The following is a 14,076-nucleotide window of genomic DNA, read 5'->3' as shown; positions in this document are numbered from 1 at the left end:
CCCACCAGCACCAGCAGAAGGGACATCCACCCGCGCCACGCTCACATTGACGCCGTCCACCCCACCAGCACTGACCGACGGAACATCCACCCGCGCCACGCTCACGGAGGGCACGTCCACGTGGGCGCTGCTCACCGACGGGGCGTCTACACGGCCGACGTTCACCGACGGGAGGTCCAGCGCTCCGGCCGACGGCATGTCGGCTCGCGCGACCGCGCCCGCCGCCGGGATGTCGGTGATCCGTGCGTCGACGCTCGGCATGTCGACCCGTATGGCCGTCGGCCCTGACGACACCGAGGCGATGCCGGGCACGTTGATCTGGCCCACGGCCGGGACGTCGACCTGCCCGGTGGTCGGCACGTCGACGGCGCCCACGGAGGGTGCCGGCACCGGCGTCAGGCCGTCCAACTGGCCCGCGCCCACCGTCGGCAGGTTGATCCGCGTGGCCCCGGCACCGACGCTGCCCAGGCCCGGCACGTTGATCTGGTTCCCGTCCAGTGCACCGGTCCCCGCGCCCGCCGACGGCACGTTCAGGCCGCCCGCCCCGGGCGTCGTCACCGACGAGACCGGCCCCAGCTGCGGCAGGTCGAGCCCGCGCATGCTGCCGAGCCCGCCCGTCGCCGGGATGTCCACGACCCTGGCGTCGATGCCGGGCACCGACGCGGAGAGCCTGCCGCCCAGCCCGTTGAAGCCACTGAGGTTGACCGTCCCGATCGAGCCGGACAGCGACATCGGCGACAGACCGCCGAGGCCCGACCCGATTCCGCCGCCCGCGAGGTCCGGCGTGAACTGCCCGGTGCTGACGCTCGGCAGCGAGCCGAGGCCCGCCCCCGGCCGGAACAGGTCCAGCCCGGCCGCCACCCCGCCGCTGATCCTGCTGCCCGCCCCGAGGAACTGGCCGCCCGCGAAAGCCCCGTACCGGTACAAGCCGAAGATGCCGCGGTCGATGACGCCGATCCTGAGCGCGAAGGCCAGACCGTTGCCCATCTCGTCGGCGGCCACCGGCAGGAAGAACCGCAGCCCGTTGAGCCCCCGCACACCGTTGATCATGCTGTGGCCCAGCGAACTGCCCAGCCCTCGGATGCCGTTCAGACCGGTGATCGCGGATCGCAGCCCGAAGAAGGTCCGCGCGCCCATCAGGTTGATCACGGTCAGCTCGCCGGCGGCGGGGATGATGCTGAAGGTCCTGCCGAACGCCCCGCCGCTCATCGTGAAGCCCTTGATGCCCGGCATGAAGGTCATCTGGGGGACCCTCATGCCGCTGATGCCCTTCAGCCCGTTGTTCAGAAAGACGTTGGTGGCCCGGAAGGCGTCGTCGATGCCGAGGGTGAGGCGGCCGAAGAGCCCGAGCGCGTTGGGACCGCCGAGGAACAGGTTCCTGCCGCCGTTCCAGGCACCGACGCCCGCGCCCTTCAGGCCCTTCCACACGTTCGCGAGGTTGATGCCCTTGGTGGTGGGCGCGATGACGCCGATGATCGACAGCACCAGCTCCGTGATGCTCGCCTTGCCCTGGGAGAAGTCCACCGCCGTCTTGATCAGCAGCGCCACGTTGAGCGCGATGGTGAACAGCGCCAGCGGGCCGCCGACGATCATCGCCGGGATGACGAGGATCAGCGCCAGCCAGCCCAGCGCCTTCCAGAACTCCTCGCACTCGTCCACCGGCGAGGCGATGCTGTCCGCCGCGTCGCGGATCGCGGCCGCGGCCGTGCTCGCCGCGTCCTCCATGATCTCCTTGGCGTCCTCGGCGGTGGCCTTGTGGGTCTCGCGGCCCTCCTCGTCGTCCTCGGCCAGCGCGGCCGCCGCTTCCAGCGCGGCATCCGCCCGCCGCTGCTGCTCGCGCACCACACCGGCGTACGTCCGCAGCGCCGACTGCACGTCCACATGCGCCTGCCGGAAGGTGGACACGTAGTCCCGCAGGTCACCGTCGATCACATCGCGGAGCGCGTCGGCCGTCCTGCCGACGAAGGCCCCGTCGGTGGTCTTCATGATCTCGGTCAGACCCGAGTCGATGGTGTCCGCCAGGTCGACCAGATCGCCCTGGGAGGTGATCACGTCGTCGATCCGGTCCGGGTCACCCGGTGTCGGGTCGCTGCCCAGGCCGAGCGCGCTCCAGTCGGCGGGACGGGCCATCGGGACACGCTCCTTCCGGTCGGGGGCTGCTGCACTGTCCACGCGTCAGCACAGCCAAATGGTTCAACTTCCGTGCCGGGATTTTCGGTTGGGCCGGTTGAACCATTCGGGGCGGCTGGTGCGTGGACGGACCAGAAGGGAACCCGGGGCGACCCGGGCCAGGACCGAGCGGGAGGCACGGTGCCCGACTTCTCCATCGACTACGGCGCTCTGCACGAGGTGCAGCGGCAGATGCGCGAGCTGGCCGACGACGCGGACTCGGGCGGCGCGACCGGGGTGTTCAAGGACGTGGGCGAGGCCACCAGCTCCGAACGCAGGGCGCTGTTCGGTTCCGCCGACCTCTCCTACGCCTTCAACCTCTTCTACACCCGCTCCAGTTCACGTACGAAGCAGGCCAAGGACGGTCTGAACGAGCTCGCCGACACCTTCAGCGGCGTCGCCGACACCTTCTTCAACGCCGACGCCCAGCTCTCCAGCGCCGCGGGTCTGATGAGCGGCAGCATCGGCCTGGACGAGTGGAAGAGCGACAAGGAGGCATACGACTCCTGGCAGGAGGACAAGAACGCCTGGGACGCCTACCTGGAGGAGATCGGCGCCGCCGACTACTTCGAGCAGAACCCGGACGCCGAGATCGGCACGGTCTGCAACGCCGACGACGCCCCGGGCTGGTGCGAGACCTGGATCAACGACGACGACGCCCCCAGCGACCCGGGCGCCCCTCCGGACAAGCCCTCCGAGAAACCGCCCACCGAGTACTCGTACGAGGACGAGCAGGGCAAGGTCCAGGTCTCGGTCGAACTGGACGACGACTACAACGTCATGAAGGAGACGTCCACCATCACCACCCCGGACGGCCAGTCCTACACGTCCGTCACCACCTATGACTCCGCCCCGCAGGTCATCGAGCCGGAGAACGGCGGCGACCCCTACGACGTCCGCGACTACACGATGGAGACCACGTACGCGGACGGCTCGAAGACCACCACCGAGGTCGTGATCGACGAGGACGGCTCCGGAACCATGACGACCACCGACGCCGACGGCAACAAGTCCGTGTCCACACGCTCCGGCCCGGACGGCGAGTGGTCCGAACCCGAGGAGGAGGACGACTAGCAGTCCCTCCCCCAGCCAAGACCCGCAAGGCCCCCGAGAAAGGTCACTCACCTATGGCAGCCAACATCTCCCTGTCGTATTCCGAGATCGAACGCGTCTCCAACCTCCTCGACACGAGCGTGGAGGAGACCCTGGTCCCGCGCATGGACGAGGCCAAGACCGAGGTCGACACCCTCCTGGACAACGCCCTGGTCATGACGAAGGCCAGCCCGGCGCTCCAGGGGCAGTACGAGAAGTTCACCCAGTCCCTGAAGGACGCCACCGAGAGCATCAAGGGCTTCGCGGAGCAGTTCCGCCAGATCATGACGTCCGTCCAGGAGATGGACCAGGACATCGCCGACAAGGTCAGCAGCAACGGTTAGCAGGAGGCACAGAGCATGGCAGGCAACCAGGACGTCGTATTCGACTACGACGAGATCGCCCGTACCGCCACGACCATGGGCACCAAGCTCACCGACATCAGCACCGAGCTGACCGACCTGGAGACCACGGTGAGCAACCTCCTCCAGGACGGCCTCGTCTTCGAGAAGGCCAGCCCGGCGCTCCAGTCGGCGTACGACAGCTTCAGCAAGCAGATGCAGGAGTCCGCCGCCAACATCAAGGCCTACGCGGAGAGCTTCAACGACATCGCGACCGCGATCGCCGAGTCCGACACGACGATCGCGAACGACGTCGCGGCAGCGCAGGAGTCGGGCTGAGCGCACCCCGGCCCATGCCCGCTCCCGGGCCGCGCGCCCCCCGCAACCTCGTGTTGTGGGGGCGCCCTCCCGGACGACGGAACCTAACCGCCCAGGACCGTCAGCGGAACCTGCACCATGATGGCCGTGCCCGCCTCGCTCGCCGTCCAGCCGCGGCCCGCGGGGAGGGGGGTGCGGGCCTGTTCGGTGGAGATGCGGACGCCGATGAGGTCGCCCTCGGCGATGCTCTTGGGGCCCATGAGGATGCCGCGCCGGGAGCGGCGGGCCATGCCGACCCAGCCGAGGGAGCTCATCGACTCGGGCAATCCGGCCAGCAGCAGGCCCTGTCGGAGGTCGCGCCCGGCAGCGGCGACCTGCCTGAGGACTTTGTCCGCGCGGCAGCTGAGCAGCAGATCCGCGTCGTCCACGACGACGACCGTGGGCCGGCCCGCGACCGCCTTGAGGGCGTCGGTGACGGCGTCCGGCGAAGGGTCGGGGTCGGTGAGGACCTGGGCGAGGTCGTGCGCGGCGAGCTGCCTGAGCTGGGACTCGCGGGGCGTGATCACGACGAGCGAGGTGCCGCCCAGGAGCAGGGACACGCACATGGAGGCGAGCGTGGTGCTGCGCCCCGTACGCGGCGGGCCCGCGACCATGAACGAGCCGCCGGACGCGGCGAAGTCGTAGCCGAGGGGCTCTCCGGCGTCTCCGCCGACCCCGAGGAGCGCCCACAGCGGGCGGCGGCTGGACTCGGGGACCTGGTCGACGGCGTCCTGGAAACCGATCAGCGTGGGCAGTTCGGAGATGCGGAACGGCCGCCGGGCCGGTGAGACACCCGCGTCCCGGGCCGTCGTACGGCGGCCGATCTCGCGCAGCGCGTCCCCCTGGTCGGCGCCGTCCTCGGCCGGCAGGAGCGCGATCTGCGCCTCGATGCCGATGGGTGCGAGCCAGCCGCGGCCCGGCGGGATGTGCGCGGGAACCTTGTTGCGGCTCATCCCCGCAAGGTTGTAGTCGCTGGGGTCGGCCTGCCTCAGCAGCAGCCGCTGGTCGTTGTGGGCGGCGAGGCGGCCGCCGAGCAGGAGGCGTTCGGAGGTGGCGATGACGTGGATGCCGGCCGCCGTGCCCTCGCGGAGCAGCCGGACGACCTCGGTGTAGACGCGGCCCCCGTCGTAGTCGTCGAGCAGGGCGCTGAGCGCGTCCCAGCCGTCGATGAGGAGCAGCAGCCGGGCTGGGCGGCGGTCCTTGGGGAGCTTGGGCCGCAGTTCGCCGAGTCCGGCGCAGTCGTGCTGCGAGATGAGCCGCTGACGTGCGGTCAACTCACTGCTCAGGCGGGCGATGAGCCGTTCCAGCCGCTCGGTGTCGTGGCGGGAGACCACGGCCCCGCAGTGCGGCAGTGATTCGAGGGCGGCGAGCCCTCCGCCGGACGCGTCGATGCCGTAGACGTGCAGGTCGGAGCTGGGGATGGCGAGGGCCGCGGCACCCGCGACCGTCCGCAGGACCTGGGTGCGGCCGGAGCGGGGCGAGCCGATGACGTAGAGGTGGCCGAAGGTGGCGAAGTCGATGGTGCCGAGCCGCTGTTCCTGGAGCTGCGGGACGTCCAGCAGCGCGTACGGGACGAGTGGCAGGGCGCCCGGCGGGGTCTTCGGCACGGGCGGCAGGTCCTCGACACGGACGCTGTCGGCCATCGGAGGCAGCCAGGGGCTGGGCTGCGGCTCGTAGTCGTCCAGCAGGTCCGCGGCCCGGCCGATGGCCTCGACGAGGGCGCGCAGGTCGGTGAGCGGCTCCTCCCCCGGGACCAGGGCCGCGGCCAGGTGGTCCTCCTCCTCGGCGCTGAGCTCGGCGGGGCGGCCGAGCCGGGCCCAGGTCAGCTCGACACCGCGTACGGGCCGGGCGGACGGCGTCTTCTCCGCGGGCGCCCCGCCGCCGCGTTCCGCGCCGGCCCAGGCGCTCTGGAACGGGGTGGGTGCCCCGGAGCCGCGCCGGATCAGGGCCCGGCCCGGGTTGCCGGGCGAGATGCTGACCGCGTCGGGGGCGTTGATGATGTCCTGGCTCTCGGCGCGGTCCGTCACGCGCAGCGCGATGCGCAGGTTGGTGTTGGCCCGGATCTCGTTGCTGACCGAGCCGCCGGGCCGCTGGGTGGCCAGTACGAGGTGCAGACCGAGGGAGCGACCGCGCTGGGCGAGGCTGATCAGGCCCGGTACGAACTCGGGCAGTTCCCGTACGAGTGTGGCGAACTCGTCGATGACGAGCAGCAGTCGCGGCAGCGGCGACAGCTGGGGGTCGCGGGCCCGCTTGGCCCGGTACTCGGAGTGGTCCTTGGCCTCGACGTCGGCCAGCACCCGCTCGCGGCGGCGCAGTTCGGCGTCGAGCGAGGCCAGGGCCCGCTGGACGAGGTGTCCGTCGAGGTCGGTGATCATGCCGAGGGTGTGCGGGAGCTCGGCGCACTCGCGGAAGGCGCTGCCGCCCTTGTAGTCGACGAGGACGAAGGCGAGTTCGTCGGGGCGGTTGACGGCCGCCAGCGAGGCGATCATGGTCTGCAGCAGCTCGGACTTGCCGGAGCCGGTGGTACCGCCGATCAGTCCGTGCGGCCCGTCCCTGACCAGGTCGAGCCGGAGCGTGCCCTCGTACCCGGCGCCGAGCACGAACGCGGTCGACGCCGGGCGGCGGGCCCACTCGGCGGCCAGCGCGGCCGGGTCGGGCGGCTCCTGGCCGAGCAGCGGCAGCAGCCGTACCTCGGTGGGCAGCCCGGAGTCGCTGTCGACCGTCACGTCCCGCACCGGGGCGAGCGCCCGCGCGACCTCCTCGCACCAGTCGGCGCGGACGAGGTCGGCCCGGATGCCTTCGACGGCGGGGGCTCCGGAGGTCCGTACGGTGAGCCGGTTGCCCTCCGTGGTCACGACCGCCGTGCACTCCTCCGGCAGCAGGCGCTCACGTTCGTCCACGCACAGGCTGAAGATCCGCACCGACGGCCCCTGGGTGAGCAGTTGCACCACGCCGGGCACGTCCCGCAGCCGCCGGGCGCCGTCGAGCACGACCAGCACGTCGGGCTCGCTGAGCAGCGTGTGGCCGAGGGCGGAGGACGCCTGGGCGGTGGTACGGGCCTGGATGTCGGCGATGAGCTCGTTGACGCGGTGGGCGGTGCTCTCCGGGTCGTTGCCGAGCGCGATGACGCTGCCGGGCCGGCCGGGCTTGAGGTGCGGCAGCCAGCGCACCCAGCTCCAGGCGGGGGCGTGCTCGTCGCCGGTCAGGACGACGATCCGCAGGTCGCGGGGGCTGTGCAGGACAGCGGCCTGGGCGACGGCCCAGCAGGCCACCGTGCGCGGGGTGTCGCCGGGGCCGGCGAGGCCGACGACGCCGAGGTCGGCGAGCTCGACGCCGAACGGGGCGTCGGCCAGGCGCCAGTGGACCTGGCGGTGGTTGGACTCGCGGGCGTGGTCGTCGATGCGTTTGAGGGAGGGGCGGGTGACCGTGCCGAGCCGCAGGGTGAGGTGGTCGGGGTCGCGGCGGCGGCGCTGCCAGAGCAGGCTCCCGGGGCCGGTGGCGGTGAGCAGCACGGTGGCCGGGTCGGGAAACGTCGTGTTGCGCAGGTCGCGTTCCTCGATGGTGGCGTCCCGCATCTCCGTCTCCAGGGCGGCCCGGCGCAGCCGGTAGACGCGCAGCGCCTCCTCCTGCGCCTTGCGGCCGGAGCGACGGCCCATGATCCAGTTGCTGACCGCCATCATCGGGGTGAAGAAGATGAAGATCACGAAGTAGAAGGTGCGGAACAGGCTCATCATGACCAGGCCCATGACCAGCGGGGCCATCATCATCATGAACGGGAAGGGCCGGTTCCTGCGCTCGCCGGGCGGGCCCTGCATCCGGATCGACTCGGTGTCCAGGTGCGGGGCGATGCGCGGCGGCCGGTTGTACTCGATGCCGAGGCCGTCGGCGGAGGGGTTGACGGCCGCGTCCGGCTCGAAGGGCGGGACGAGGCGCAGCAGGTGGTCGCCGAGCGAGAGGTCGGCGTACGACGGCCAGGGCTCGGTGCCGTCGTCCGGGGGCGGCAACTGGCCCGCCGGGAGCGGCGGTGCCTCGGCGGGCAGGCCGTCGGGACCGGGCGGGGCGGGGCTCGGGGTGTGACCACCCGGGCCGCCGTCGTACGGTCCTGCCGGTTCCTCGGCGGTGAGCGGGGTGCCGGTCTCGGGGTCGACGGGCGGCGGCGGGGTGAGGCTGCGCAGACCGTGCCGGGCCGGGTCGGCGTCCTCCGGCAGCCGGAAGGTGACGCCTCCGTCGGTGCCCACGGTGAGCCAGACGCCCTCCTCGGGGGCGTCCCCTCCGTCCAGCCGGAGGGCGCAGCCGCGGTCGGTGCCGACCTCGTGACTGCCGGGGCCGAGCCGCCAGGACCGGCCGGCCCCGGGGCCGCCCACATGCCGGATCTCGACCAGCACGGGGTCCGTCGAGGGCGGTTCCCATTCCCGGGTGGCGGTGCCCGACGGAGCGGGGACGCCGAGGCCGAGTACGGCCCCGGTGCGGATGCCGCTGGCGGACACGGGCAGATCGGGGCTGACGGGCCGGTCGCCGAGGTAGAGCCGGGGGCTCTCCAACGCCACGCCGAGATCGGCGACGGTGGCGTCCTCGGGCAGGTCCAGCAGGTGGTCCACCTGACGCCCGGCGGGGTCGGCGGTGGTGAGGGTGAGTTTCACGGGGCGGTCCGTTTCACGGGCGGGCTCGGCGCGGCGGTCTGGGGCGGGCAGCGGATCGGGTCACCGCGACAGGCCGGGCGGGCCCCGGCGGACCCGTTCGGAACGCGGGAAGGATGCGACTCACGGAGCACCCCGCCCGACAGCGGGGCCAGGCCCGGCGGACCGGGACGGGCTGGCGGCGGTCTCGCCGGCCACAACGGGCACGGCCGACCCCGGCGGACCCGTACAGAGCGCGGGAAGGACGCAATTCACGAAGCACCCCGCCCGACAACAGAGCCAGGCCCGGCGGACCGGGACGGGCTGGCGGCGGTCTCGCCGGCCACAACGGGCACGGCCGACCCCGGCGGACCCGTACGGAAGACTTCCGCCGGCTCCTCGCCCTCCTCGAACAGGTCCGCGTCACCCAGACCGGCGGCGGCCTCGGCGGCCGGGGCGGGGGGCAGGACCGGCGGGATGTCGGACAGGACGCGGGCCAGGGCCCGGCCCAGCGCGTCGCAGCGGACGAGCAGCGGGGTGCCGGGGACGGCGACACGGCCGTGCCGGTCGGTCAGCAGGGTGCGTACATAGCCTCGTCCGGGACCTCGGACGAGGACACGCAGGGCGGGTGTGTCACCGGGCGGGGCGGCCAGCTCCGGGGGCAGGGGGTCCGGCAGTTCGGCGGCGACCAGGACGGGCGCGATGCCGAGCCGGGACGGGGTCTCGCGGGCGGCCCGGTAGGCGGCGCGCACGGGTTCACCGGCGTGATGGCGGTGCACTCCTTCGGCGACGACGACCAGTGAGCTGGGCAGCCGTACGTCGAGCTGCGCGGCGAGCGACTGGAGCAGGGCGCCGGCGGCACGGTCGTCACCGGTCACGGAGAGTACGGGTGGGCCGACGGCCAGGTCGAGGAAGGCGCAGTGCTGCTCGTCGGCGTGGTCCGCGACGCCGGCGGCCACGACGATGGGGCGTACGTGGGCCGCTTCCGGCGTCACCGAAGGCAGGTCGGCGCGGTCCACGCGCCAGTGCTCCGGCTCACCGCGCCCGGCCAGCAGCACGGTCACCGTGCCGGCGCCCACCAGCGCGGCGTACGGACGGGCGGGCGCGGCGGCCAGGCGGGCGGCGGCCAGTGCGCGTTCGGCGTCACGCCAGGTGGCCTGGGCGCCGAGCCGCCGTACGAGCAACCGCAGCGCGCGCCGGTGGCGCAGCCAGGCGCGGGCGGGCTGGGCGAACGCGTGGGCCGTGACCGCCACTTCCCGGCGTAACCGCGCCCAGGCGGACCGCCAGCCACCCCACCGCATGGCCCACACGCGCAGGAGCAGGAAGAGGAGCAGCGCCGCACCGGCGATGCCCAGCCACCGGAAAATGGTGTCGCTGTTGTCACGGAACCAGACGAACGGGTCGGTGTTCCTCACGTGATGTTCCTCACTCGCTGTTCCTCACTCGCTGTTCCTCAGGCCGCCGGTAACTCGCGCCGCATGGCTTCCAGCGCGTAGTGGTTGCGTGACTTGACCGTGCCTTGCGGTACGCCGATCACCCGGGCGGCCTCTGCCCGGGTGCGGTCGCGCAAGTGGACGTGGAAGAGCACCTCGCGATGCTCTTGCGACAGCCGCGCCAAGGCCCGCCGGACGAGCTGCCGGTCGGCCACGGTGTCGGCCAGGTCGCGGGTGCCGTCCGGGCAGTGCAGCATGTCGTCGGGCAGGGCACCCACCGGCACCGTCCGTTCCCGTCTGTGGGCGTCGATGGCCAGGTTGCGGGCGACGCGTAAGAGCCATGCGATGCGATGGTCCTCGTCGTGCCTGTCCAGGTCGTTGAGCCAGGCCCGCAGCATCGTCTCCTGCACGATGTCCTCGGCACGGTGCAGGTCGCCGGAGGTGAGCCGGTTCGCGTAGCGCAGCAGGCGGGTCCGATGGCGCTCGGTGTCGGGCGGGACGGCAGACGCCGCTGGTCCAGCGTTGAACATGTTCTACTCCGGGACGAGAGGTCACTCCAGAAAGAAACTATTCACACTGGGCCATATTTTCCTCCCTCAGTTTCCATGAAAAAGGGGACATATATAACCAGAGGGAGCTCAAATCAAGCTCAGAATTCGTTTTCCGCCCGGTTACCGATATGGACCAGTGGCCCAAAAGCCGCTTTAGGGCGCCGTCTTGACGTTAAGTCAGGCAGCAGACGGCCTCGCCCGGGATGGCGGAGCCGATGCCACCCCGGGCGGGTACGGATACCCGGTCCAGAGAATTACCGCTTGGTAATGTAAGCGCATTCTATAAAGTGACCTTGATCGAGGAATCCGGGCAGATCAAGCATCTCGAACGGGTACGAGAACGGCCCCCCGGAGATCACTCCGAGGGGCCGCGAAAGCCCGGCCGAGCCGGGCTTCACCTACCGGTGGGCGCGGACGGTTTCGAACCGCCGACATCCTGCTTGTAAGGCAGGCGCTCTACCCCTGAGCTACGCACCCGGGCCCTGAGCCGATGTGCTCAGGACGATTCGACAGCCTACCTTGCCCGGGGGACTGCACCGCAAACCCGTATCCCGGGGCGGGCCGGGGTCAGGGTGATCCGGGGGTTAACCCCCGGACGGATCCGGGAGCGGCCCGGATCCCCAGGCGGGCCCGCGCTCCGTACGTTCGAAGAGTCGCAGGAGAGCCTTTTGCTCCGACTCAGGGGGAGACCGTCATGGCCCGTACCGTTCCCGTCCGCGCCGCCGCCGTGACCGGCGTCGTGGCGCTGCTCGTCGTGGGTGCCACCGCCTGCGGCTCCTCCGCCGGCGACGACAAGACTCCCGAGCACCGGTCCTTCGACCTGGAGGGCCGTACCCTCACCATCGACTCCGCCGACTCGGCGCTGGAGATCATCTCCGCGGACGACACCCCGGAGGACCGGATCGAGGTCACCCGGTGGTTCCAGGGCACCGTCGCCGTCGGCAGCGGCCCCGAGGTGACCTGGGAGATGAAGGACGACCGGCTGAAGCTGCGGATGAAGTGCTCCGGCATGGTCGCCGACTGCGACGCCGAGCACCGTATCGAGGTACCGCGCGGGATCACGGTCAAGGTCGAGGAAGGCGACGGCAGCGTCCGCGCGCGCGGCTTCGAGGACCCGCTGAGCATCCGTACCGGCGACGGCTCGGTCCGGGTCACCGACAGCAGCGCACCGCTGGACCTGCGGACCGGCGACGGATCCGTCCGGGCGGACGTCACCTCGCAGCGGGTGCGCGCCCGGACCGGCGACGGCTCGGTGCACCTCGAACTCGGCGCCGTACCTGACCTGGTGGAGTCCCGCACCGGCGACGGTTCCGTGACGATGGTGCTGCCCCGGGCGACGTACCGGGTGACGGCCAAGACGGGCGACGGCGGTGTGGATGTGTCCGTGCCCCGGGACGAGTCCAGCCCGCACGTGGTGTCCGCGGAGACGGGCGACGGGAAAGTCACGGTCCGCAGCGCGAACTAACCGGCCCGTGTGTTCGTCCTTAACCGGTGGGAGAATGACACCGGGCAAGGCGGACCACGGGCACGGGAGAGGGATGTGACGGCGACACCATCGCGGCCGTACTCACCGGTGGTGCCATGCGCACAACCCGCACGCCGCCCCCGCGCCGAGCGCTCCGTGGGCTGGGCTGATGTGCCGCTGCCCCGCGAGGCCGCGTCCGGCCGTCGCCCGTCCGGGAGCCCGTCGAGACCGGCCGCTCCCCCGCTCCCCCTCCCGAATCGGCTTGAGCCGGGGGACGCTCAGCGCGGCGGAGCCGCAGATCGGCACAGCTCCGCGCTGCGGGACGCGCTCACCCTCGTGAGCCTGCCGCTGATCGCCGCGCTGGTGCTGCCCGCCGCGTTCGCGGGCGGCGGCACCCGGCGCTGGTTCGGCGGGCGGGCCGAGAACCAGCGGGCGGAGGCGCAGGCCGCGAAGGACGCCGCTGCCGCCGCGTTCTACGAGCTGGACACCGCCCAGCGCGATCTGCGGATCTCGATCGAGACCATCACGGCGGTCGACGACTCCCCCGCCGCCCGGCGCGCGGTCGGCGACTTCGAGGCGCTCGGCCGACGCATCGACGAGGCCAGTCACCAGTACATCAACGCCGTCGACGCCCACGACCTCGACCGCGACGACCTGGAGGCTTCGGTGGCGGCACGCGCGCGTGCCGAGCTGGCCGCCGCCAAGGACGAGTTGGGGCGGGTCAAGCAGGACCTGGACCGGTTCGCGGACGGGCTCGGCCCGCTGCTCGGCAAGGCCGAGACCCAGCTCGCCCGGCTCGCCCCCGCGGTCGAGCGGGCCCGGCAGGGACTGCTGGCCGCGTCGAACGCGCTGGACGCGGTACGGGAATCAGGGCTGAAGGCGGACGACCTCGCCGCCCGTCTCGCCGCCCTCGGCTCGGACCTCACGAAGCTCAACCAGGGCGCCGGGCAGCACGGCGTGCCGCAGACGCTGGAGCGTGCCGAGCGGGTCGCGCGGGAGGCCGAGACGATCAAGGTGGAGGCCGAGCGGCTCCCGGAGCGGGCGGCCGAGATCGACCACCGGCTGGTCTCGCTGCGGACCCGTGCGCAGGCGCTGACCACCCGGTCCGGCCAGGTCGACCCGGTCCTCAGCGAGCTGCGGCGGCGGTTCGTGGCGGCGTGCTGGCAGGATCTCCAGCTGGTGCCGGAACAGGCCGCGGAGAACGTACGGCAGGCCGAGCGGAAACTGAAAGAGGCGCAGACCGCGCGCGACGAGCAGCGCTGGCCGGACGCGACCGCGCTGCTGTCGACCGTGCGGGCGCTGCTGAACACCACCGACGAGTCCGTCTCCGCCGCCGGCGACCGGCTGCGGCGGCTGAACGCCGTGCAGAAGGACCCCCAGCAGGAGATCGACCGCACCCGCTTCGCCGTCCGCGACGCCCAGCGGCTCGCCATGGCCGGCCGCAACACCCCCGATCCCCGGCACGCCCGCCCGCTGGACGACTCCGTGGCCCGGCTGGAGCGCGCGATCACCACGCTGGAGGGGCGGCACCCCGACTACTGGCACTTCCTGACGGAGACGGAGGCGGTGCGGCAGACGGTGGCGCGGGTGGTGGCGCAGATCCGGGAGGAGCGGGGCGCCGCCGCCCACTGACGCCCTGGGACAGCGCGTGGCCGCCGGTTAACCTGTGCGCATGCCTCGCTACGAGTACCGCTGCCGCACCTGCGCGGACACCTTCGAACTGAACCGCCCGATGGCCGAGTCCGCCGCCCCCGCCGCGTGCCCCGCCGGGCACGACGACACGGTGAAGCTGCTGTCGACGGTGGCGGTGGGCGGCACCGCGTCCGCTCCGGCCCCCGCGCCCGGGGCGAGCGGAGGGGGCGGCGGTTGCTGCGGCGGTGGGTGCTGCGGCTGAGCGCTCCGCCGACTGCGTCCATGTGCGGCTCGGCCACGGGGCCGCGATGTGCCGGCGTTCGACCGCTGGCCGCGATGTGCCGTCGGCCGACCACGGGCCGCGATGTGCCGCCCGTCCGACCACAGGCCGCGATGTGCCGCCCGTCCGACCACAGGCCG

At 72.3% G+C, this 14,076-nt stretch carries 10 protein-coding genes and 1 tRNA gene; 6 read left to right on the top strand and 5 right to left on the bottom strand.

The features are described from left to right. Positions 1-2,130, bottom strand: a 2,130-nt coding sequence (locus GFH49_RS39330) for a hypothetical protein (RefSeq protein WP_196217960.1), incomplete at its 3' end; no start/stop codon positions are given. Positions 2,131-2,310: 180 nt separating this feature from the next. Between GFH49_RS39330 and GFH49_RS12750 the strand changes: the two genes are divergently transcribed. The 3 genes from GFH49_RS12750 to GFH49_RS12740 are packed head-to-tail and all read left to right on the top strand — an operon-like array spanning position 2,311 to position 3,941. After that, complete coding sequence (locus GFH49_RS12750) at positions 2,311-3,243, top strand: serine/arginine repetitive matrix protein 2 (RefSeq protein WP_155055969.1); 933 nt, start codon at positions 2,311-2,313, stop codon at positions 3,241-3,243. 53 nt (positions 3,244-3,296) lie between these two features. Beyond that, entirely contained in the window at positions 3,297-3,605 is a 309-nt protein-coding gene (locus tag GFH49_RS12745; protein ID WP_155055968.1) for a hypothetical protein, read from the top strand. Between the two features lie 15 nt (positions 3,606-3,620). After that, positions 3,621-3,941 (top strand): WXG100 family type VII secretion target, encoded by a 321-nt coding sequence (locus GFH49_RS12740; RefSeq protein WP_155055967.1) that lies wholly within the window; start codon positions 3,621-3,623, stop codon positions 3,939-3,941. 83 nt (positions 3,942-4,024) lie between these two features. On the opposite strand, the gene GFH49_RS12735 is transcribed toward GFH49_RS12740, so the two are convergent. The 4 genes from GFH49_RS12735 to GFH49_RS12720 all read right to left on the bottom strand — a co-directional run bounded on the left by GFH49_RS12735 (position 4,025) and on the right by GFH49_RS12720 (position 11,036). Beyond that, on the bottom strand, positions 4,025-8,599 hold the full coding sequence (locus GFH49_RS12735; protein ID WP_155055966.1) for an FtsK/SpoIIIE domain-containing protein: 4,575 nt from the start codon (positions 8,597-8,599) through the stop codon (positions 4,025-4,027). Between the two features lie 248 nt (positions 8,600-8,847). Further along, positions 8,848-9,990 carry a hypothetical protein gene (locus GFH49_RS12730; RefSeq protein ID WP_155055965.1) on the bottom strand — a complete coding sequence of 381 codons (1,143 nt, stop codon included), beginning with the start codon at positions 9,988-9,990 and terminating at the stop codon, positions 8,848-8,850. Between the two features lie 38 nt (positions 9,991-10,028). After that, a complete protein-coding gene (locus GFH49_RS12725; protein ID WP_155055964.1) occupies positions 10,029-10,538 on the bottom strand; it encodes a sigma-70 family RNA polymerase sigma factor in 510 nt (169 codons plus the stop codon). A 426-nt stretch (positions 10,539-10,964) separates the two neighbouring features. Further along, positions 10,965-11,036: transfer RNA gene (locus tag GFH49_RS12720), tRNA-Val, on the bottom strand. A gap of 217 nt (positions 11,037-11,253) precedes the next feature. On the opposite strand from GFH49_RS12720, the gene GFH49_RS12715 reads away from it, so the two are divergent. From GFH49_RS12715 to GFH49_RS12705, 3 genes are all read left to right on the top strand, one after another. Then, entirely contained in the window at positions 11,254-12,024 is a 771-nt protein-coding gene (locus GFH49_RS12715; RefSeq protein WP_155055963.1) for a DUF4097 family beta strand repeat-containing protein, read from the top strand. A gap of 315 nt (positions 12,025-12,339) precedes the next feature. After that, entirely contained in the window at positions 12,340-13,656 is a 1,317-nt protein-coding gene (locus GFH49_RS12710) for a hypothetical protein (RefSeq protein WP_155055970.1), read from the top strand. 40 nt (positions 13,657-13,696) lie between these two features. Next, on the top strand, positions 13,697-13,918 hold the full coding sequence (locus GFH49_RS12705) for an FmdB family zinc ribbon protein (RefSeq protein ID WP_155055962.1): 222 nt from the start codon (positions 13,697-13,699) through the stop codon (positions 13,916-13,918). The last annotated feature ends 158 nt before the right edge of the window (positions 13,919-14,076 follow it).

This window comes from Streptomyces blattellae, assembly GCF_009709555.1.
Taxonomy (GTDB): Bacteria; Actinomycetota; Actinomycetes; order Streptomycetales; family Streptomycetaceae; genus Streptomyces; species Streptomyces blattellae.
Note: the sequence above shows the minus strand (reverse complement) of the source record. Positions and strands in the feature narration are given on the sequence as shown.